18 protein-coding genes are annotated in these 22275 nt (G+C 45.8%); 15 read left to right on the top strand and 3 right to left on the bottom strand.

The genetic code is table 11. The annotated features are described in order from the left end of the window. The first annotated feature begins 136 nt into the window (after window positions 1–136). From MHB54_RS09410 to MHB54_RS09380, 7 genes are all read left to right on the top strand, one after another. Window positions 137–733 (top strand): GNAT family N-acetyltransferase, encoded by a 597-nt coding sequence (locus MHB54_RS09410; RefSeq protein ID WP_023986961.1) that lies wholly within the window; start codon window positions 137–139, stop codon window positions 731–733. Continuing rightward, a complete protein-coding gene (locus tag MHB54_RS09405; RefSeq protein ID WP_023986962.1) occupies window positions 717–1475 on the top strand; it encodes an energy-coupling factor transporter transmembrane component T family protein in 759 nt (252 codons plus the stop codon). Before MHB54_RS09410 ends, MHB54_RS09405 begins: the two co-directional genes overlap by 17 nt. Window positions 1476–1632: 157 nt before the next feature. Further along, window positions 1633–2220 carry an ECF transporter S component gene (locus MHB54_RS09400; protein WP_023986963.1) on the top strand — a complete coding sequence of 196 codons (588 nt, stop codon included), beginning with the start codon at window positions 1633–1635 and terminating at the stop codon, window positions 2218–2220. A gap of 56 nt (window positions 2221–2276) precedes the next feature. Continuing rightward, window positions 2277–3836: an ABC transporter ATP-binding protein gene (locus MHB54_RS09395; protein WP_076265264.1), complete on the top strand. Its 1560-nt coding sequence runs from the start codon at window positions 2277–2279 to the stop codon at window positions 3834–3836. Between the two features lie 175 nt (window positions 3837–4011). After that, entirely contained in the window at window positions 4012–5526 is a 1515-nt protein-coding gene (locus MHB54_RS09390; RefSeq protein WP_023986965.1) for an MDR family MFS transporter, read from the top strand. A 609-nt stretch (window positions 5527–6135) separates the two neighbouring features. Further along, window positions 6136–7635 (top strand): glycoside hydrolase family 68 protein, encoded by a 1500-nt coding sequence (locus MHB54_RS09385; protein WP_023986966.1) that lies wholly within the window; start codon window positions 6136–6138, stop codon window positions 7633–7635. A 106-nt stretch (window positions 7636–7741) separates the two neighbouring features. Next, complete coding sequence (locus MHB54_RS09380; RefSeq protein ID WP_209940959.1) at window positions 7742–9334, top strand: glycoside hydrolase family 32 protein; 1593 nt, start codon at window positions 7742–7744, stop codon at window positions 9332–9334. 175 nt (window positions 9335–9509) lie between these two features. Here MHB54_RS09380 and MHB54_RS09375 read toward each other — a convergent pair whose 3' ends face one another. Then, window positions 9510–9974: a MarR family winged helix-turn-helix transcriptional regulator gene (locus MHB54_RS09375; protein ID WP_013369372.1), complete on the bottom strand. Its 465-nt coding sequence runs from the start codon at window positions 9972–9974 to the stop codon at window positions 9510–9512. Between the two features lie 290 nt (window positions 9975–10264). Between MHB54_RS09375 and MHB54_RS09370 the strand changes: the two genes are divergently transcribed. Together MHB54_RS09370 and MHB54_RS09365 are read left to right on the top strand one after the other, a co-directional pair. Then, window positions 10265–10699, top strand: coding sequence for a hypothetical protein (locus MHB54_RS09370; protein ID WP_023986968.1), 435 nt, complete (start codon window positions 10265–10267; stop codon window positions 10697–10699). A gap of 206 nt (window positions 10700–10905) precedes the next feature. Then, window positions 10906–12243: an amino acid permease gene (locus MHB54_RS09365; protein WP_264454187.1), complete on the top strand. Its 1338-nt coding sequence runs from the start codon at window positions 10906–10908 to the stop codon at window positions 12241–12243. Between the two features lie 20 nt (window positions 12244–12263). On the opposite strand, the gene MHB54_RS09360 is transcribed toward MHB54_RS09365, so the two are convergent. Then, window positions 12264–12896, bottom strand: a complete 633-nt coding sequence (locus MHB54_RS09360; RefSeq protein WP_023986970.1) for a LysE family transporter — start codon at window positions 12894–12896, stop codon at window positions 12264–12266. Between the two features lie 317 nt (window positions 12897–13213). Between MHB54_RS09360 and MHB54_RS09355 the strand changes: the two genes are divergently transcribed. From MHB54_RS09355 to MHB54_RS09330, 6 genes are all read left to right on the top strand, one after another. Beyond that, the gene (locus tag MHB54_RS09355) at window positions 13214–14182 is read left to right on the top strand and encodes an SIS domain-containing protein (RefSeq protein WP_053324625.1); all 969 of its coding nucleotides are present in this window, start codon (window positions 13214–13216) and stop codon (window positions 14180–14182) included. 28 nt (window positions 14183–14210) lie between these two features. After that, window positions 14211–15023 carry a PfkB family carbohydrate kinase gene (locus MHB54_RS09350; RefSeq protein WP_069080921.1) on the top strand — a complete coding sequence of 271 codons (813 nt, stop codon included), beginning with the start codon at window positions 14211–14213 and terminating at the stop codon, window positions 15021–15023. A gap of 96 nt (window positions 15024–15119) precedes the next feature. After that, window positions 15120–15833, top strand: a complete 714-nt coding sequence (locus MHB54_RS09345) for a GntR family transcriptional regulator (protein ID WP_023986973.1) — start codon at window positions 15120–15122, stop codon at window positions 15831–15833. 135 nt (window positions 15834–15968) lie between these two features. Then, window positions 15969–17552 carry an amidohydrolase gene (locus tag MHB54_RS09340; RefSeq protein WP_053324626.1) on the top strand — a complete coding sequence of 528 codons (1584 nt, stop codon included), beginning with the start codon at window positions 15969–15971 and terminating at the stop codon, window positions 17550–17552. A 2-nt stretch (window positions 17553–17554) separates the two neighbouring features. Next, window positions 17555–18985: a YfcC family protein gene (locus MHB54_RS09335; protein ID WP_023986975.1), complete on the top strand. Its 1431-nt coding sequence runs from the start codon at window positions 17555–17557 to the stop codon at window positions 18983–18985. A 112-nt stretch (window positions 18986–19097) separates the two neighbouring features. Next, on the top strand, window positions 19098–20768 hold the full coding sequence (locus MHB54_RS09330; RefSeq protein WP_028541023.1) for a ribonuclease J: 1671 nt from the start codon (window positions 19098–19100) through the stop codon (window positions 20766–20768). 212 nt (window positions 20769–20980) lie between these two features. On the opposite strand, the gene MHB54_RS09325 is transcribed toward MHB54_RS09330, so the two are convergent. Continuing rightward, on the bottom strand, window positions 20981–22240 hold the full coding sequence (locus tag MHB54_RS09325) for a BaiN/RdsA family NAD(P)/FAD-dependent oxidoreductase (protein ID WP_069080782.1): 1260 nt from the start codon (window positions 22238–22240) through the stop codon (window positions 20981–20983). Window positions 22241–22275: the final 35 nt, after the last annotated feature.

The following is a 22275-nucleotide window of genomic DNA, read 5'->3' as shown; positions in this document are numbered from 1 at the left end:
TTCCTAATCCTAGGAACAGGAGGGCTATTTATATATTTAAGCTTCTCAGCTTTAAATAAGGTTGTGTTTGTTAAAGGTGTATGCTTAAATGTAGCGTATATTTATTGTCATTTTAATGTTGGAAGGATGATTGAACATGTGTGCATATGCATGTAAGGGGCATATACCACCGCTGGAAAGTCCGCGTCTTCGGCTGCGAAGGATGGAAAGCGGGGATGCGGCTACGATGTTCGCTTGCTGGTCTGACCCGGAGGTTCACCGTTATATGAACCTTTCTGGTATGTCAGGACGTGAGGATGCAGAGGATATGATTGAGTTGTTGAATGAGCTGGCGAAGACGGAGGATGCGCTGCGCTGGGGAATAGAACTGAAGGAGAATGGGAAGTTGATTGGAAGCTGTGGGTTTAATTATTGGCAGACGGAGGGAGCTTATAAAGCCGAGATTGGTTATGAGATAGCCAAGCCTTATTGGCGACAGGGTTACATGACCGAGGCGCTACGCTTGGTGCTGTCATTCGGGTATAACACGATTCGGTTGAATCGGATCGAAGCGCTGGTGGACCCGCGTAATACAGGCTCGCAAGCCCTGCTGTCCTCGATGGGCTGGACACAGGAAGGACTGTTGCGGCAGGTACAGCATACATCTACAGGCTTTAAGGATATGCTGATGTATTCTTTACTGCATGAAGAATGGCTCAGACTGGAGGCACAACGAAATGCTGTTTCAGTATAACGGCGGTTCGTCGCCGCTGCACAGGCTAGGGCCGTTAAGTAAGCTAATATGGGTGGGGTGCTTTAGCCTCCTGTCAATGGCTTGGGATTCGACGCTGCGGGAAGCAGCACTCTTGGCTGTACTGATTGCTGTGGCTGGCTTGGGCGCACGTTTGACCTTAGCACGCCAACTTCGGGCTATGTCGTTCCTGATTGGTTTAGGTATCCCGTATTTTATACTGTCTATCCTAGCGATTCGAGAAGGACATACCGTGGCTTCATGGGGACCCATTGTCATTACAGCAGAGGGACTGGATATCGCAGGGGCGTTAACGTTGCGGATTTTTGTGTTGTTTTTGGCATCTTATATCTATCTCTCGACGACGGATCCCCGAGATTTTGTGCAGGCATTGAATCTGCGCTTGCGTGTCCCTTATCGGTTTGCGTTCGGTATTTCAGTGGCACTGACGTTTCTCCCCTTATTGGAAGAAGAAGGGCGAACAATTATGGCAGCACGGCGTGTTCGTGGACAGGAACCACCACGAGGGTGGGGCAATCGGTTATCATGGTGGAGCGGGTATGCGGCTGCCGTGTTGGTGAATGCTGTAAGACGGGTTCAGCAGACGGCGCTGGCTATGGAGGGCAAAGGTTTCGGCGCTTATGCAGAACGGACATATCTTCGTACACTGAACAATGGGCGTGTAGGCAACTTATGTGCTGTGACTGCTGTATTAACTACGGCTGTTTTATGGTGGAGCTTATAAAGTGAAGCCTCTTATTTTTGTTCTTATTGTCAACCTGTAAAATATAATTAGGTTGACAATAAGGCTGCAAATGAATACATTTATACAGTAGCAGCTTGTACAAGGATCAGAGCTGTAATCTTATAGATTAGATAGGGAGAGGAGTCAAGAAATACATATGAAGGAATCTCGTATGTTTGCAAAGTTTACAACGCTGGATATCGTACTCATGGCGATGCTGGCCACGTTGAACGGCGTCATGACCGTGTATTTGTCGCTCATTAACAAAACATTAAACAGTCTGGGAGGGCCTATCGCAACTTCCGCTATTGTCGGGCTGTACATGATATACGGCTTGTTGGCCTATTATATTATTCGTAAGCCGGGTACGGCGGTTATTGCTTATGCATTTGGCGCGGTAGTGCAGTCTTTTATGGGCTCCGCCTATGGAATTGCTTCTATTATCGCGGCGGCTGTCTGCTATATGATTGCGGCTGAGTTGGTATTTGCCTTGTTGCGGTATCGGCGCTGGAACGCAGTTTCGCTGATGCTAGTGGGTGGGGCTATGGTTCCGCTGTGGTTTATTGTCGCAGCCAATATGTTTGGCTATATGCATTGGGGGTGGAAGGTGCTGACGATTGCACTGGTCGTTCGTATCCTGAGCGGCATTGTCCTGTGCGGTCTGCTGACGAAAGTGCTGGGCGATGCCTTAAATCGTACGGGACTGTTAAAACGGTTTGAACTGGGACGCGCTTCACGTGCATAGCCGTGGCTATGCATGTGGTTATATCTTCAACAATGGGGATCGAGGATATTTCAGTTATGATTGAACATAGCGATTATAATTCTAGCCGTAAAATAGCCGTATCCTTGAAGAATTTTGGCTATCGGTATGATGATCAGGTAGAGCCAGCGTTACATGGTCTGACACTGGACATTGCGGTGGGTGAGCATGTAGCCATTGTCGGAGCTAGTGGAAGTGGAAAGTCTACGCTATGTCAGCTGCTTCATGGTGGATTGTCCCGTTCCGGTGAGGGCGAACGGACAGGGGAGCTGACCGTGTACGGGATGGACCCCGATATCGCTGATCTGGCTACTGTCGCCACCACTGTTGGCGTCGTGCTTCAGGACCCGGATGCCCAGCTGGTGCAGGGAATCGTCGAAGATGAGATTGCTTTTGGGCCGGAGAACCTGCGCGTGCCTCCGGCAGAAATAGCGCAGCGCATTGCTGCTGCGCTGGAGGCCGTCGGCCTAGCTCCCGAGCGCGACTCCTTCGTGCGGCGCCTCTCGGGAGGCCAGCGCCAACGCACCGCGATTGCTGCGGTACTGGCGTTGGAAGCGCCGCTGGTCGTGTTCGACGACGCAGCTGCGCAGTTGGACCCGCCGGCTGTATGCGACTTCGTAGAGTTATGTCGGCGGCTCCATGCGGCAGGCCGGACGGTGGTTACCGCGTCCGGCCGCATAGACGATGGCGTGCGGGCAGCGCAGCGCGTCATCGTCTTGAAGGGCGGGACCGTACAACTACAGGGTCCGCCCGAAACGCTGCTGCGCGAGCATGGTGCGCAGCTGGTCGCCTTGGGGCTGCTCCCCTCTCCCGCAGGGAGGGGAGACATGCCGGGTGAGCCGGAGGTGAATCCCGGCTCAGCGGCAGACCGCGCTGGGCAGCCATTGTTGGAGGTGAAGGGATTGACCTTCACCTATCCCGGTAGCCAGCGGACAGCGCTAAAGGGCGTGAGCCTAGCTCTTGCGCCCGGTGAACGAGCCGTGCTGCTGGGTGAGAACGGCTCGGGTAAAACCACGCTCGGCAAGCTGCTCATGGGCCTACTCCCTGCACCGGAGGGGTGCATGCGGTGGGAGGGGCAGGATATGGCGAAGCTGCCAATTCACCAGCTGGCTGCCGGAATCGGCTATGTGTTCCAGCAGCCAGAGCACCAGTTTGCAGCTGCAACGGTGTGGGAGGAGTGTTTATACAGCGTGCGCGCCAAGCTTGGTTTACGGACCGGGGAGCCGGTTCCCGCCGCATATGTGGAACGGGCGCAGCGCTTACTGGCCGCCGCCAGGCTGGAGCACAGACTGGATGCCTCCCCGTACCTACTAAGTGGAGGCGAAAAAAGACTGTTGAGCGTTGCGGCACAGTTCATCTTGCCCAAAAAGCTATACATTCTGGATGAGCCTACCGCAGGAACGGATTACGAAGGGGCGAGAATTCTGCTCCGTATGTGCACAGAGCAGTCTGCCGAAGGTGCGGCTTTTCTGGTCATCACCCACGATATGCAGGTGGCTGAAAGCTTTGCCAGCGATGTTCTGTGCATGGAAGAGGGTCATCTCTATAAAGTGGAAAATAGTGAGATTTATCATACGATTACAGTTGACAAAAATTAACGACATGTAGACAATAATATATATACATCGTACAAAACAGGCGGCCTATATAGGCCGCCTGTTTACGATTATGCAGTGCGGGTAATAATCCAATCTGGAAAGGCAAACCGCGCACAGATACAACACAGTTTTTATAAGGGAAGGATTTGTGATTTGCTTGGCAAACGATAAACCCATGAAGCGCGGACTCGTGCTGACAGGTGTTCTATTGGCCACTTTTCTGGCCGCAATTGAAGGAACGGTTATCGGTCCGGCGGGACCGACGATTGTTAGCGAGCTGGGCAGCGTGAATTTGCTCAGTTGGATTTTTACGGCATATTTGCTGACTATGGCTGTGACCACACCCATTTTTGGCAAGCTTAGCGATTTGTTTGGCCGAAAACCCATATTTTTAATCGGCTGTTCGTTGTTTGTACTTGGCTCTTTGCTTTGTATGCTGGCTGGTAGTATGGAGCAACTTATTATCTACCGGGCCATTCAGGGTATTGGTGCGGGTGGTGTCATTCCCGTTACTTTTACCATCATCGGTGATATATACAAAATGGAGGAACGCGGCAAAGTCCAAGGCATGATTAGCTCCGTATGGGGGATTTCTTCCCTGATCGGGCCTCTCTTGGGTGGTTATGTGGTTACCTATTTTGGCTGGGAGTGGATTTTCGGTTTTAACGTTCCCTTTGGATTGCTGGCTATGTTCTTCATCGCCCGTTACTTGCGGGAACAGGTAAGCAAGCGTACTGCGCGTATCGACGTGCCGGGAGCGGTTACCTTTACCATCGGGATGACAGCCCTCTTGCTCGTATTGGCACTGGGCGGGCAGTATATCGGCTGGGCTTCTCCTGAATTGTTGGCCTTGGCTGCCGTAGCCATTTTGTTCCTGATTCTGTTTTTGGTTATCGAAAAACGCGCTCAGGAACCGATGGTGCCACTAAAGCTATTTCGGATACGGGATATCGCTTTTTCCTGTGCCGCAGCACTGCTAGTCAGCACCCTGCTGATCGGACTGACTAGCTATCTTCCACTATGGATTCAAGGTGTACACGGTGGAGATGCCGCTTCATCTGGTCTCGCGCTGGCTCCAATGTCCGTAGGCTGGCTATTTGGCTCCATGATCGGAGGACGCATTTTGCTGACCCTGGGCTCACGTCGAACCTCTTTGATTGGGCTGACCCTGATTGTTTTGGGGGCTTTCGTCATGACCTTGATGGGCCAAACGGCTCCGATCTGGCTGCTGTTCCTGTCTACATTGTTGTATGGACTGGGGTTTGGCTTCTCGATGACTGTGTTTACGATTATTGCCCAGTCCTCGGTCGGGTTCCAGTTGCGTGGCGCGTCTACAGCTTTGAATACATTCCTGCGCACGTTGGGGCAAACGATCGGGGTTGCAGCCTTCGGTTCATGGCTGAATTATCGCATTGCTGCCCAGACAGCAGACGGACAGCTTACACAGCAAGGGGTAACGCAGGAGGATATTAACGGTCTGCTTGCACCTCATGCTTCACAGAGTCTAAGTGACAAGGTTGCTGGATTACTTCGTTCTGTATTGGAAAACAGTCTGCATTCTCTGTTCGTTATCATGGTCGTTATTGCGGTTATTAGCTGGTTTGTCGTCCTCGGACTGCGGAACCGTCCGCCGGGCACTGAAGAAGAGGCAGATCAGCGCGTAAAGACACCACAAAGAGAACATGCATAAAAAATAATATTAATCTTTCATGATAAAGAGACAGTCCGGTACACCAAATAAGGGTCCGGGCTGTCTCTTTATGCAATGGTCTCTCCTCCTACTGATTCAGCAAAATAGCCACCTCGTATAGGACCGATAAATTCCCCAGCATACAAAAAGGAGATGAAAACCCCCTAGAGTTGCTATATATTCATAGGGTATAGGTAACAAAATGGTAAAAAAGTCTTAAGAAATTGTAACAAAAAATATGTTTCTGAATTGAGCTGTAGGGTACTAAGGAACCATTTTTTTGAACCCGCTTACAAATCGGGCTTTGTATGATTTATTTTAGAACGATTTTGCATGTGAATGAAGCAACCAACCTAGCAAAATGGGACACGGAAAAAAATCAAGTAGCAAATTTTTCTGAATGTAATAAAAATGAAAAATATAGGAATTTTCAGAAAATTACTAGGAAAATATGAGGATGAAATTCAAGAGGCACCTGTTTGCTTACCTCACATAATAGGGCTTTTCAGTCTATATCAATCGTTTGACATACCATATAAAATGGCCCTACCAACCAAAAAGTTGGGTTTCAAATCTAGAAGCATAATTAGATTAAGGGAGATGGAGTACTTGAAGTTTAACAAATGGTTCAGTAAAGCAGCCACTGCAACAGTAGCAACTACCTTGCTGTTAGGAGGCGGCGTTCAGGCTTTTGCCGAGGAAAATGATGCATCTGATCTCAAAACAGACAATGCATTTACCCAAATTACGCGTAATGACATGCTGAATATTTTCAAACAGCAAGGCAAAGAAAAATATGAGGTTCCGTCCTTCGATGCGTCTACAATTAAGAATATTCCTTCTGCTATTGGTCGCGACAGCTCAGGCAAGCTAATTGATTTCGATGTCTGGGACTCTTGGCCGTTACAAAATGCCGATGGCACAGTAGCCAATTACAAAGGGTATAATATCGTTTTTGGATTGGCAGGCGATCCTAAAAGAGGCGAGGATACATTCATATACCTGTTCTATCAAAAAGCGGGCAATACTTCACTGAGCGGCTGGAAAAATGCCGGCAGAGTATTTAAAGACAATGATAAATTGCTTGCCAACGATCCGATTCTAAAAAATCAGTCAGAAGAATGGTCAGGTTCAGCTACCTTAACCTCTGATGGACAAGTACGTTTATTTTATACCAGCAGACAGCCCTATGATCCGAATAACAAATTATACGGCAAGCAAACCTTGAGCACGGCTCAAATTAATGTCTCTCAGCCTGACGATAAGACACTGAAAGTAGATGGAGTCGAGGATTTGAAATCGATCTATGACGGTGGAGATGGGAAAACCTATCAAAATGTGCAGCAAAGCGTCGGAGTGGATATGGATAACCATACGTTTAGAGACCCTCACTATGTCGAGGATCAAGGCCACAAATATATTATATTTGAAGCCAATACAGGGACAGAGACAGGCTACCAAGGCGAAGATTCGCTTCAAAACTCAGCTTATTATGGCGGCAATAAGAAATTCTTCAGGGAAGAGCTTTCTAATCTGCAGCAAAGTCCTAAGAAAAAAGGAGCTGAGCTGGCGAACGGCGCACTGGGCATCGTTGAATTGAATGATGATTATACGTTGAAAAATGTAATGCCTCCTTTGATTGCTTCCAATCTGGTAACAGATGAAATTGAACGGGCGAATGTGTTCAAAATGAACGGTTTGTGGTATTTATTTACGAGTACGAGAGGTTCCAAGGTGACTGTAGATGCGATCGGAGACGATGATATTTACATGCTGGGTTATGTTTCTACTTCCTTGACAGGGCCTTATAAACCGTTGAATGGAACCGGTCTCGTTCTTCATCAGGATCTGGATCGTGATGATATTACCTGGACGTATGCCCATTTTGCTATCCCGCAAGGCAAAGGCAATAACGTAGTCGTTTCGAGTTATATGACTAATCGAGGGCTTTTCCCGGATCACAAATCTACTTTCGCGCCAAGCTTCCTGTTGAATATTAAAGGCTCGAAAACGTCTGTTGTGAAAAACGGTATTTTGGAGCAAGGGCAAATCACGGTTGATCCAACGAATGACAAAAAAGAATCTCCAAATGAGTATGGGAAGAAATAAGTAGGTATATGCAGTATGTCCGAAGGCGGCGGTTTGGTAGCTTACCGATCTGCCGTCCGTCGGACGATACATAACAATGCAATGAGAGGTAAGGAGGATCGTCATAATGAGAAAAAAAGCTCCCAAGAGCATTTGGATACGATCCGTTGTAATCATCACAGGCTTAACTATATTTATAGCTATGGGATGGAGTATGTACCAACAGGATGCAGCCAAACCCCAAAAACCTGCTGCAATTCCCAAAAATCAAGCTAATCAAAGTAAGCATACAACACCGACCTATCGGGCATCCTATCATTTTACTGTTCCGGATAAGTGGAAGAATGATCCTCAACGGCCCATTTATTTTGATGGAAAATATCATTATTACTATTTATATAATCGTGACTATCCCAAAAAGAACGGTACAGAATGGCGACATGCCACATCAACCGACCTGGTACATTGGAAAGATGAAGGGGTGGCGATTCCCAAATATACGAACCCGAATGGAGATCCTTGGTCCGGTTCGGTCGTGATCGATGTTAATAATACCGCGGGTTTTGGAAAAGGCACGCTAGTAGCCATTGTGACGCAGCCCTCCGCAGATGGCGGAAAGCAGGAACAATTTTTGTGGTACAGTAAGGACAAAGGCAAGACGTTTACTTCTTACCGCAACAAGCCTGTGATGTCCAACCCCGGTACAAAGGACTTCAGAGATCCCAAAATCATCCGAGATCCTCAACGTAATCAATGGGTGATGGTCATGGCAGAGGGAACAAAGATTGGCTTTTATGAGTCTGATAATTTAAAGAATTGGCGGTATACGAGCGGCTTTCAAACGGAAAATATCGGGCTTGTGGAATGTCCTGACCTTTACCGGATGCGTGCGGATGATGGAACCTATCAATGGATTCTAGGCGTGAGCGCCAATAGCAAATCAACAGGCGGGCCCAACACGTATGCCTATTGGACGGGAGATTTTAATGGAGAAGCATTTCTCCCTGATCACAGTGAACCTGAGTGGCTGGATTATGGGTTTGACTGGTATGGTGCAGTTACGTTCGAGGAAGGAAAAGACAAAGATAAATATAGTCACCGTTATGCTCTGGCCTGGATGAACAATTGGGATTATGCCAATAACACGCCTACCCTAAAGGAAGGCTTTAATGGAATGGATTCGATTGTTCGCCAAATTCGACTGAAACATACGGCAGATGCTGGATATCGTTTGGTTTCACAGCCGGTGCCCAATTTGGAGCGATTCCAAACATCCAAAAAATCATTAGGAACGATTAAAGTAGAGGGTACTCACCGGCTTCCGGTAGCAGGCGATGCCTATCAGCTAGAGGCGGATGTCTCTTGGTCCACGATTAAAAATGTAGGATTGAGGCTTCGAGAGTCGACGGATGGCAAGCGTCATGTCGATGTGGGTGTCTCAGTGGAAGGTCAATACTCTTACGTAAACAGAGCGAACACTGGGCAGCCGGATCAGAGTGGAAAATATGTAGAGAGCAAGGCGCCATTTGATCCCGATAAGAAAAAGGTACACCTGAACATTCTCGTCGATAAAACCAGTATTGAAGTGTTTGTCGATGGTGGAGAAGTAGCTTATTCCTCTTTAATATTTCCACGGTTAGAGGATCAGAAAATCACTCTGTTTTCCGATGGCGGTCCAGCAATTTTTAATAATGTAGTGGTCAAACACTTTAGTCGATAGTAGGTACTTATGCTGCTCGTAAGCTTGGGCATATTTCGCTCTATTCAGGTATATGAAAAGTCCACCCATGAATATAAGGGTGGACTTTTCTGTGTAAATCTAAATTTTTGTTTAGCACAGCTATAAGATTGTTCGTTTATTCACAAACGATCAGTTGCTAAAATTACTATTCGTTCTATTTGTGATAAGGTGACAGGTTATCAGCGCTACGGCCCAATTTTTTGAGCAAGCCGATGAGTTGATCTCTTTCGGTTTCACTGATTCCGCTAAAGGCACGTTCAATCTGACGTGTATAATCAGGATAAATTTCGTCCATGACACGTTGTCCTTCGTCCGTCAATTCTGCATATATAATCCGACGATCTTGGTCGCACGGGTGACGGTGCAAATAACCGCGGCTTTCCAGCTTGTCAATAACATAAGTGACATTTCCGCTTTGCAGAAGCAGCTTTGCTCCAATTTGTTGGATTGGCTGCGCGCCCTTGTGATATAAAACTTCCATCACGGCGAAGGCCGTTGGGTTGAAGCCCACCGTTTTGATGCCAGCAACCGCATGTTCGTTTACACTTTTGAATGACTTGGCAAACACGCTATACAAATGCATAGATTGCTGTGTCACCAATGTTCGGTAATCTATCATCTTCATTCCGCCTTTATGTATGGATTTGGGCATCCTTTGACCGCTCGGCTCGGATGACCGGGCAACCATACCCTTGTTACTAGCATAAAGGGATTTACGTAGCGAAAACATGCGATTTGTCACAGTAGCTGCTTTTTTAACTATTTAATTTCAAAGCTTTAAAGTAAATTTTTGAAAAATAAAGGTTTTGAATGTAAAAATACTGTTCCGGTTGGTTATATTAAAAATAACATACCTAACCTAATGAACCCCAATTAACAAAATAAGCTACTTCAGAGGAGATGAAACACATGGATACGGGTTCTTTCCGTTTTCAATTTCGTGATCCGCAGCAAGCCACCCAAGCCTGTGAAACATTAAAGGAAATTGGATACTCCGCCAGCACAAATGGTGACACAGGTCTCAGTGTTCATATTGAGAACCAGGATGTGTTGTCTGCATTGGAGATTTGCCAAGCCTATGAAGGAAGTATGATTGAGGTAGGAACTCTTTTCTCTAGACCGGATGCAATTCCCGATCTGCAAGGAAATGTCGGTGTACAAAATCCAGGTTATAGCCCGGAGGACTGGATTATCCCGGCGCACACGATCAACGAGGATTGGAGTGAAGCGTATAAAAACGGTTCCTCTCGAACGTACAGCAACACAACTGGGGAGCACAACGTCAGCTCTGATCAACAACCGGAAGACGAAGTGGATGGATTTTCTGGAAGCATCCATATTTGACCCAAATGATGACGCTATGTCGATTAGGCGGTTGTTTATGTTCCAAATGTTTTGTGAAGTAAAAAGCACCAGTAAACCTTGAGCGGGTTAGCTGGTGCTTTTTTATTGATAAAGAAGAGTCATTCATTCACATGAAATATATTGGAGAGGGCAATCTAAAGAATGGAGAGATCTGTCCCAAAATCTAGGAGTAGGGTGATTTTTTAATGGACAAACCGTCTGATATGCAAAAAGAACAAAAACTAAAATGGTGGCAACTTAGCTTGTTAGGAGTTGCAGGTACTATCGGTACAGGATATTTTCTGGGGTCCGGCTTAGCGATTTCTATTGGCGGTCCAGCCGTACTGATTGCATACTTTTTGGCAGCGGTTGGAACATATGTAGTGTTTGATGCTCTTTCGCGAATGACGGCAGATCATCCTGAACAGGGTTCCTTCCGTTCCTATGCCCAAAAAGCATTTGGAAGTTGGGCAGGATTCGGCAGTGGCTGGGTATATTGGTTTTCGGAACTCCTTATTAATGGGAGCCAGTTAACTGCGTTGTCTATATTCTCACGTTTTTGGTTTCCTCAGGTACCGATGTGGATCTTTGCGGCAGGCTTCGGGATTTTAGGGCTTGTGATTGTTTTTTTTGGCAATAAGGGTTTTGATCGAGTTGAAAATGTATTGGCCATCATTAAGATGGCAGCTATTGTTATGTTTCTGGTCTTGGCCGTTGCTCTTTTGGCAGGCTGGATCGGAGGAGGAAAATATAATCCAAAGTTCCCCATCAGTTACAAAGAGTTTTTCCCTACCGGCGGTATAGGATTGTGGTCATCTTTTATTTTTGCCTTTTATGCATACGGAGGTATTGAAGTGCTCGGAATTATGTCAAATCGGCTTCAAAAACCGGAGGATGCACCTAAAGCAGGAAAAGTAATGCTGGTTACACTGGTTGCAGTGTATGTGCTTTCGATTGGTCTGGCTGTGTCTATGGTGCCATTAAGTGCCTTTAACCCGAAAGAAAGTCCTTTTGTGCTTGCGCTCAGCAGCGATCATCTGGTTTTTATGCCTCATTTATTTAATGGAGTGCTTATTATTGCAGGGTTCTCAACAATGACAGCATCTCTATATGCAGAGACATCTATGATGATTACACTCGCACAGGAAGGAGATGCACCCACATTATTTTCACGGAAGTGGAAGGGTAAATATCCTCTATATGCACTTAGTTTGATCTCCGTTGGATTAATCTCAGCCATCGTAATGTCGTTGCTACTACCGGGAAAAGTATATGAATATATCACTACTGCAGCGGGTTTAATGCTGTTGTATAATTGGTGCTTTATTTTGCTGTCTTCAGGTAAGCTACTGGAATCGAGTAGATCAAACCATATTAAACGTTGGATTGGATTATTGTTGATAGCTATGGCTGTGGTCGGATCATTTTTTCATAAGCTTAGCCGCCCGGGAGTTTACATCAGCTTATTGCTTGTCTTGTTAATTGCAATATGTGACCTTATCGTACAATGGGTTCGCCGAAAACACACGAAGGTATCTCGGTAATTTTGCCAAGAAGCCAAGAGTTAGCGTAAAAAAAGTAATTGAAATGCTTGTACACCAAAATAAAAGCCAAAACCGATAAGAGATAATCCAGACATCCAAGAGATGGTTTTAAGCAATCCGGTTTTTAGAAACCTACGGAAAATACTTGAAGCGGCTGCCATAGTCACATCCCAGAGTAACACACCTAATACAATCGCTCCGCTAAAGATCATTAGCTGTTGTACTGGATATGAATTAGCGACGTTTGCGAGTATGGACCCGTAAATCCCAAGCCAGAACAGGATGGAGAGGGGATTGAATAATGACATCAGGAAACCCGCTAGAAATGAGTTGGTTAGGGTATTACCATTTCCCCTTAATTCAGATTCTGAAATCACGCCAGCATTTTTAATACTTTCAAGACCTGTATACACAAGCACGAAAAAACCAAACATCCATAAAAAAGCTTTGACAAACGGGGCATTAAGAAGGTGGATCATTCCCAAATAGACAAGCAACATATAGATTATATCTGCGGTTATTGCACCAAGCCCAATAAACCAGGCGTGCCAAAACCCATTCTTAATACCTCGATCCAACTGTGCGGCATTAATCGGTCCAATGGGAGCGGAAAGTGACAAACCAAGAAAAATATAACTGATAAACGTATTAATGTCCTTTTTCCTCCTTGAGTATTATTGGATGTTATGTATTTGTCTATATTAGTTTATTCGGACAAACCCATCTGTAAGACCATTATTTTGTACGTATATTGCAGGAGTAGCCTCGATATTGCCAACCACTATCAATGAATTAAAACTAAAAAAGGAGCTCTAATCCCTTACATAAAAGGATTAGAGCTTTTTTAATGACAGGTTATAAAAAAAGTCTATTTGATCGAATAATTGGGCTTGACACTTTTATTGAAAGCGCTTATATTTATCTCGTAAACAATACGTTATATAACGTTATATAAAAGGGAGAGATAACAATGAATGTACATCAGACGGTTCAAACGATTTATGAACAAGCGAGTGGGAAGATTTCAGAGGTTTATTTAGTAGCCTGCGGGGGCTCATTAGTCGATATGTATCCCTCAAAATATTTTCTGGATAGTGAAGCAAAGAAGCTGGTAGCAGGCATGTATACGGCGAATGAGTTTGTGCACGCGCTGCCAAAACGTTTAGGTAAAAACGCAGTAGTCATCGTTTGCTCCCATGGTGGAAACACGCCGGAATCGGTTGCGGCTGCTAAATCAGCCAAAGAGAAAGGCGCTTACACCATCGGCTTAACCCACAATAGTGAAGCGACACTGCTCAATTATTCCGATTATTCATTCCTCTACGAATGGGGAGATGAGAGCGATGTTAAAAATAATCCTATGGCCATTATTTTAGAGCTTACTGTTGAGCTGCTTCAGATCGCTGAAGGCTATGTGCATTATCAAGCTTTCCAGAACGGCTTGGGAGCAATCAATGGAATTATTAACCGGGCAAAAATACAAGTTGAACCCCGTGCCAGTGTATTTGCTGACAAATATCGCAATGAAGACCTTTTCTATATCCTGACCAGCGGAGCTTCTTATGGACATGCCTACGGATTTGCTATCTGTTCTCTGATGGAAATGCAATGGCTCCATGCGGCTTCAATCCATTCCGGTGAATTTTTCCACGGTCCGTTTGAAGTAACGGATAAAGAAACTCCATTTATTCTGATGATCAACGAAGGACGCACACGGGCACTGGATGAGCGGGCACGGACTTTCCTAAGTCAATATGCCGAGAAAGTGGAAGTGATCGATGCGAAGGAGCTTGGAATCGGAACCATTGCCGACGAGGTCGTCGAGTTTTTTAACCCGGTTTTATTTTACAGCATTGTATGTGTTTATCGTGAAGCACTCGCAAATGTACGCAATCACCCACTGGAAACTCGCCGTTATATGGGCAAAGTAGCTTACTAAGCGCTCTTACCAACAGGAGGAAACCATCATGAAAGTTCTAGGCATTGGCGATAATGTGGTAGATAAATATGTTCATCTGCGCATGATGTATCCTGGCGGCAATGCGCTTAATTTCAGTGTATTTGCCAAAAAAGCGGGAGTAGATGCAGCCTTTATAGGAGTATTCGGAGATGATAACGAAGCGCAGCATGTAGAACACATTCTCCGTGAGCTGGAAATTGACATTTCACGGTGCAGATATCACAGCGGTGAGAACGGCTGCGCACGTGTAACCCTGGAAGACGGAGACAGAGTATTTCTGGGCAGCAATGAGGGAGGAGTTACACGTCTCCATCCGCTGGAGCTGAGTGAAGAAGACAAGGCCTATGTTGGCGGGTTCGACCTTATACACACCGGCTTGTACAGTCATACAGGGCACTTGCTGCCTGAATTGGAGACGCTGGGAATCCCTCTTTCTTTTGACTTTTCGGATGATTTCGTAGATGCACAGGTGGAGAAATATATTGCGTATGCCGATTTCGCTTTCTTCTCTTGCAGCCATATGACGGATGAAGAGACACAGAACTATATCCGCTCCAATCGAAAAAAAGAGGGGCAAATCCTGGTAGCCACACGCGGCGGAGATAGATCTATTGCCTATGATGGTACTAAGTTCTATTTTCAAATGCCTGATTCCGTTGACGCTGTGGATACGATGGGGGCAGGAGACTCTTATATAACCGCCTTTTTACTGAGTTTTTTAAAAAATAGCAACATTCAGGACGCTATGGCAGAAGGCTCGAGGGTTGCCGCCCAGAGCTGTCTGGTAGAAGGTTCTTTCGGATACGGCGTCCGCTACTAATAAAATATTTTCAAATATCTTCACTTGTAAGAATATGTAACATTTGATACTCTAAGTGGGAGTAATATAACGTTATATGACAAGTGAGGGCACATTATGTTGAATTCAGACCAAGCAGAGCCATTATATATTCAATTACAAAAAGCAGTCAAAACCGCTATTCATAATGGAACATTTACGCAGGGAAGTCGTATACCTACCGAAACTGAGCTAAGCGAGACCTACAATGTAAGTCGAATTACCGTAAGAAAAGCAATTGCCGAATTGGTTCATGAAGGTTATCTGACCAAACGTCAAGGAAAAGGTACCTTTGTCAATGTACCCAAAATTGGGCGGAAGATTGAACATATTATCAGCTTTACAGCTGCCTGCAAATCCAACGGCCTCTCTTCACACAGTGTGGTCACAGAACGTGAAATCATAGAAGCAGATGAGAAAATTGCACATCAGTTGCAGCTGCCACAAGGAGAAAAAGTGTTATTTATTCAGCGCAAGAGATACGCCGGTGATCGACCGCTAATGCTGGAGAATAATTTTTATCCTTATGACCGATTTTCTTTTCTAATGGAAGAACAGTTGGAGGGCTCTGTATACGAACTGCTGCGTCATAAATACAGCATCGATCCTAACCAACCGGGAGAGACGATATTACAAATCGCTTTGGCGGATGAATACCAAGCAAAGCTGCTGGAGACGGCCATCGGACAGGCGTTGTTCTACATGCACACGATTATTTATGATCAGCATGGAAGCCCCGTTCATGTAGGTAAGCAGTACATCATTGGAGACCGTTATCAATTCTCAATATAAATCCGTTGCCTGTTAGGTAATGTTATTCAGGTACGGCGCAGCTTCTGCTTCCACTTCATAAGAGAAGCAGAAGCAATATTATAACGTTATATTACGTTATGTTATAGGACGGATAAATAATGAGGGGGTGAAATTGTGCAAGGGAAGAATGACACATTAGCGGACAAAGTTTTACTGTCAAATGCTATTTTTAATGGCTTAGAAAATGAAGCCTCGCCTGGGTTTATTGCACTGCGAGGAGAATGTATTGCAGCAGTGGGGCGTCCCGAGGAAGCACAAGCTTGGATAGGAGCGGGAACGGTTGTCTGTGATTTGGGTGATGCTTTTATCATGCCAGGAGTTCATGACAACCATGTATTTTTTACCGGATATATGTCGATGCATCGGGGCGTGGATTTGACTCATGCAGCCTCGATTGAAGAAGCAGTGGAATCAATGCTACAAGCGGCAAACAATCTTCTGCCAGGGAAAGATGTAACCGCTTACGGTTGGAGCGAGGAAGGATGGGGCAAGCTGCCTGAGCAAAGCTTGTTGGACGAGCTGTTCCCTGATCGGGCGGTAATTGCCATTAACCTAAATAAAAGCTACTGCTGGATGAACCGACTGGCTCAGGAGAAATATCAATTTTTGCCGGATCAATGCAGTGCTGAGGCACGCGCTTTGCTGCTCCAAGCTATGATGCAGGACCACAGTCTTGTCAAACAAGAGTTTATGGAGTTTTGCCGCATACTAGCTGCACGAGGAGTTACTTCCATAAAAGATATTGGCTTTGACCGGCATAGCGAGTTGCTGCCGATTCTAGAAGAATTGAAAGAAACAGGGGAACTGCCACTCCGATTTCATTTCTCGCTTGAACCCGTTGTTGAATCGCTTGATATTGCCACCGGTATGAAGTATAAAGCACTTTATAATGGAGACCTTATTCGTTTCCAAGGATACAAGCTGATGCTTGACGGTGTCGTAGCAGATCATACGGGGGACATGCTGGAACCTTACGCAGATATGCCCGGAGTAACGACTTTGAGGACGGTTGACTACAAAAAGATTGAAGCCTCTGTGCTGGAAGCAGACAGCCAAGGTATCAAATGCTGCCTAACTGCAGAAGGTGATGCTGCGATTCGCCAAGCGGTATCCATGATTGAAAAATGCCGCGAACAACAAGGTAATAACCTTATCAGACATTCTATCAGTGATCTAGAGTATCCTCATCCAGATGATCTGATCAGAATGGGCGAAAACGAAATTTTTGCCGAAGTCTACGCTCAAATCCTGCTACTGAATCCAACCTATGAAGAGGCCTATATGCCTGTTGTGGTAGGCAAAGGTAATGAAAATCGGTTTTATAATTATAAATCTATGCTGGAGGCTAATGTGCCAATAACCATTGGGACTGATCTGCCCTTATTTATCACGAGTGTTCCCGATTCACTGTACTCAGCTTCTCATCGGTTATTTCCGGACGGATCACCTGCTGGAGGCTGGTATCCCGATCGGGGGATGCCGCCATCCGAAGTTTTAAAGGCATGGACCATTAATGGAGCCAAACATTGTTATATGGAAGAGGTTACAGGCACGCTAGAGGCTGGAAAATATGCTGACATCGCCGTTTTTGATCGCGACCTCCTTAACGCATCCGCTGGTGACATCAGGGACGCCCAAGTGATATTGACCATTATGGGAGGGAAGGTTACGTATAACCATTCTTGGAATGAGGGATAAACATGAACATCAAGAATATGAAATGGAAATTATCCTTGCCCCATAGCTATACTTTAATATTTTTGATTATTATTACAGTCGCCGCATTGACATGGATTGTGCCCAGCGGACAATTTGAGCGTCATGAAGTGACAGTAAACGGCGTGACCAAAACGGCGATCGTTTCGGGAACCTATCACACTGTACCCAAAACTGGTGAGAACGGTGATTTAAGACAAGGCCTCCCTCAAATCCTAAGCGCTCCTATTGAGGGGATTATCAATGCCGCGGATGTCGTCTCTTTTGTCCTTATTGTGGGCGGCTCCTTCGGGATTATATTGCAGACGGGAGCCATCGATCGTGCCCTGACAGCTCTTGCCAGACGGCTGAAGAATAAGGGGATTCTGCTTATTCCAATTGCCATGGTTATATTCAGTCTCGGAGGCTCTACCTTTGGGATGAGCGAAGAAATTATTCCGCTTTATGCGATTTTCATTCCGTTAATGTTTGCCCTAGGCTTCGATTCTATGACTGCTATTCTCATTCTATTTCTGGGAACGCAAATTGGCTATGTTGGTTCGACTGTTAATCCATTTTCAGTATTGATTGCCCAGGGGATCGCAGGAGTGGAGGGGAATCCTCAGCTCTGGCTGAGATTTATTGAATGGCTTGTATTTACTATGATTTCTATTGCCTTTACGATGTGGTATGCGCATCGGGTTAAGAGAAATCCGGAGAAATCCATTGTTTTTCAGAGTGATATTATAAATCGTGAGCAATTTATAAAAGAAAATACAGGTGAGGACGTCGTCTTCACGTTTCGGGACAAATTAATAATAGGTGGATTTATTGTAACGCTTGGAGCAATTGTCTGGGGAATTTTGTCCAAAGGCTGGTATATGACTGAAATTGGTGCCCTTTTCTTCGCACTGGGTCTTTTTGTCGGGGTAGTTACTAAAATGAGCCAGAAGGAAATAGCTGAGAATTTTGTAAAAGGGTGTGGAGAATTCATCTACGCTGCAGTGATCATAGGTCTTGCCCGCGGAATTCTGATCATCGCCGAGCAGGGTATGATCATCGATACCGTATTGAATGCACTCGCAAGCATTCTGGAAGGATTGCCAAGTTACTTGTTCACTACCATTATGTTGGTTGCACATAATATTATTACTTTCCTAGTCCCATCTTCTTCGGGGGAAGCAGCACTAACCATGCCTGTACTTGCACCGCTTGGCGATCTTGTAGGTATCAATCGTGAAGCAGTAGTCACAGCGTACCAATTCGGTAACGGGTTAACCAATCTAATTTCACCGACAGGCGGAGTACTGCTGGCGGGATTGGCCATTGCCCGGATCAGCTTTGGACAGTGGCTGAAGGTAATCTTCAAGCTATTCCCGATCCTGTGGTTAGTTGCTGCTATTTTTGCTGCTATTTCGGCTGCGGTGGGTATCTAATAAATCAAGTGAGAGCCCCTGTCTTTTAGAGACAAGGGTTTCTTTTTGTGCATAAGTTTACGTGGAAAATGAATAATATGGATAGCATTTTCCTAAGGAGGAAATAAAATTGATGCATGCTGATAATAGATTACTCATTGCTGCTCTAGGCGGTGTTAATGAAATCGGGAAAAACATGTATTTTATCCAATACGATCAGGATATTGTCGTTATCGATTGTGGTTCCAAGTTTCCTGATGAGAACTTGCCTGGTATTGACCTCATTGTGCCGGATGTCACCTATCTGCTGGAAAATCAGGATAAAGTCAGAGCGCTCATTGTGACTCATGGGCATGAGGATCACATCGGAGGTATTCCCTATCTGCTGAAGCAGATTAATATGCCCGTTTATGGAACAAAGCTCACCATCGAATTAATTAAGATTAAGTTAAGGGAGCACAACCTTTTACGTGATGCTGAGCTTCATCTTATAGATGCGGATTCAACCGTTCAAGCGGGAACGATTCAGGCATCCTTTTTCACTACCGTCCACAGTATCCCGGATTGCCTGGGTGTCTTTTTTCAGACACCGGAAGGAAATGTGGTCCATACCGGGGATTTCAAATTCGATATGTCTCCCGTCAGTGGACCTTTCCCCGATCTTCATCGCATGGCTGAAATAGGAAAGAAGGGGGTAAAAGTGCTGCTCTCCGAAAGTACAAATGCCGAAAGGCCAGGATTTACTCCTTCAGAACGTTTGGTTGGCGGACATATTTTGGATGCTTTTGCCAGAGCCAAACAGCAAGTATTTATTTCTACGTTTGCATCCAATGTGAACCGTGTCCAACAAGTCATTGACGCGGCTGTAGAAACAGGCAGAAAACTCGTTCTACTGGGTCGCAGCATGATAAATGTGGTGTCAGTGGCTAAGGAGCTGGGTTTCTTGCACATGCCTGAGGACTTGTTGATTGAGGCGGGAGAAACAGAACGGTTTCCTGCAGAAGAAATTGCTATTTTATGTACAGGAAGTCAGGGTGAGCCAATGGCTGCACTGTCCCGTCTAGCCAATTCCCTGCATCCCAGAATCGAAATTTTGCCTGGTGATACTGTAATCATTGCTGCAGGAGCCATACCCGGGAATGAACGGAATCTTTCCCAGGTCATTGATAACCTGTACGTACTGGGCGCCAACGTTATTTATGGATCAGGCAGCACCACAGGGATGCACGTGTCCGGTCATGGCAGCCAGGAAGAATTAAAATTAATGATGACCCTGATGAAACCCGAGTTTTTAATTCCCATACACGGCGAATTCAGGATGTTGTATCAGCATCGTCAGCTAGCGGAGTCTGTGGGAATTCCGATGGAGAATGTATTTATCGTCCATAACGGTGACACTGTTCAAATCGAAGAGGGAAGGGCATCCCTAGGCCCCAAAGTAGCAGCAGGCAATAGCTTGGTAGACGGGTTGGTCACAGGGGACGTAGGTAATATTGTACTGCGAGACCGTAAAAAGCTTTCATCAGACGGAATGCTGATTATTGTGATGACGTTGAGCAAAAACGAGAAGCAAATGCTCGCAACACCAGAGGTCATATCAAGAGGGTTTGTATATGTTAAGGATTCCGAAGAGCTCATGAGCCAGATCCACGACACGATTATGTCCACAGTGAACGAGTTAACCGAAATCGAAATGAGTCAGTGGGGACTGATTAAGCAGATGTTAAAAGATGATGTTGGCCGGTTTATTTACAGTCAGACGAAGAGAAGACCCATGATTTTACCTATCATTATTGAGGTTTAAATAGCGGCAAATGTCAAAACAAGATGGAGCTTGTTCTTTACGCCATTTTAAAAAAAAGGCTTAAATCAGTAACATGACTGATTTAAGTCTTTTTGATTTCCTTCCTACTTTTCCTATAAGAATGCGGATGTAATGGCGGTTTGCAGCGCAGCGGAGGATTTGAATCTGGAGAAGCAACAGCGATCGTAAGATCAAATCCTACGCGCAGCGTCTTAATCGCTTACGGCCGCTTGGGTTCCTGCTGTATGCCCTGTCGTAAACGCCGCTGTAATATTATAACCTCCAGTGTAACCGTGAATATCGAGAATCTCACCGCAGAAGAACAATCCAGGCATCAGCTTGGACTCCATTGTTTTCGGATTAATTTCCTTCAAATTCACACCGCCCCCGGTAACAAATGCTTCCTTCAGAGAGAGCGTACCGTTCACACGGATTGGAAAGGCCTTAATGCGATGAGCAAGTTCTTGCCACTGCTGCTTAGGAATATGATCATAGGTCAAGTCCTCACGCAGTTCGGCTTGCTGGAGCAACAATGGAATTAAGCGTTCCGGTAAATAAGGCTTAAGCACGTTTTTGATCGCTTTTTTAGCATCGACCGATGCCAATTCCAGTGTCTCACGGTAGACTTCATCGGCATGTTTGTGAGGCTGCAAATCGAGAGTCAACAACACCGTGTTCACCTTATCCTTTTTTATTCCCTTGACGACAAACTGACTGCACCGCAAAGCAGTCGGGCCAGATAGACCAAAATGTGTAAAAATCATATCTCCTTCATGGACGACAACTTTCTTTTGCTTCGCATTCCATACGGTCAGACTGATGTCGCGTAAGGATAGTCCCTGAAGCTCTTTCGTCTGGATAAACGTCTCGCCTGAGGTCAACGGCACCTCTGTTGGATACAGCTCCGTAATGGTATGCCCTGCTTGTTCTGCCCATGCATAGCCGTCACCTTCCGAGCCTGTATGCGGGACGGATTTGCCACCAACGGCTACAATGACATTACGGCTATGTAGGATTTCACCGGAACGCAGTCGCACCCCAGCTGTATGACCTTCAGTGTAAATAACCTCTTGAACAGGACTGCTTGTCCGAATCTCGACTCCTTGAGAGCGTACCTTGTTGATCAAAGCATCGACAACTGTTTTGGCTTTGTCCGTCACTGGAAACATACGCCCGTTGTCTTCTTCCTTTAAGGCTATACCCAACTGTTCAAAAAAGGCGATGATATCCCGATTGCCGAAAGCCGCCAGTGCACTGTGCAGAAATCGGCCATTGCCGGGAATGTGCCGTATGAGTTCGTCCAGCTCTTTGGCATTCGTGACATTGCAACGGCCTCCACCAGAGATCCCCAGCTTACGCCCGAGTTTATTTCCCTTTTCCAGCAAAATCACCTTGGCACCTTCACCGCTGGCAGCAGCAGCAGCCATTAATCCGGCTGAGCCGCCTCCGATCACAATAACGTCGTAAGTCATTAACCTCTTCCTTTTCGTCGACAAATTTTCAAAAT

The sequence above is a fragment of the Paenibacillus sp. FSL M7-0802 genome, from assembly GCF_038004945.1.
GTDB lineage: Bacteria > Bacillota > Bacilli > Paenibacillales > Paenibacillaceae > Paenibacillus > Paenibacillus polymyxa_B.
This window is presented reverse-complemented; position numbering and strand designations above follow the sequence as displayed.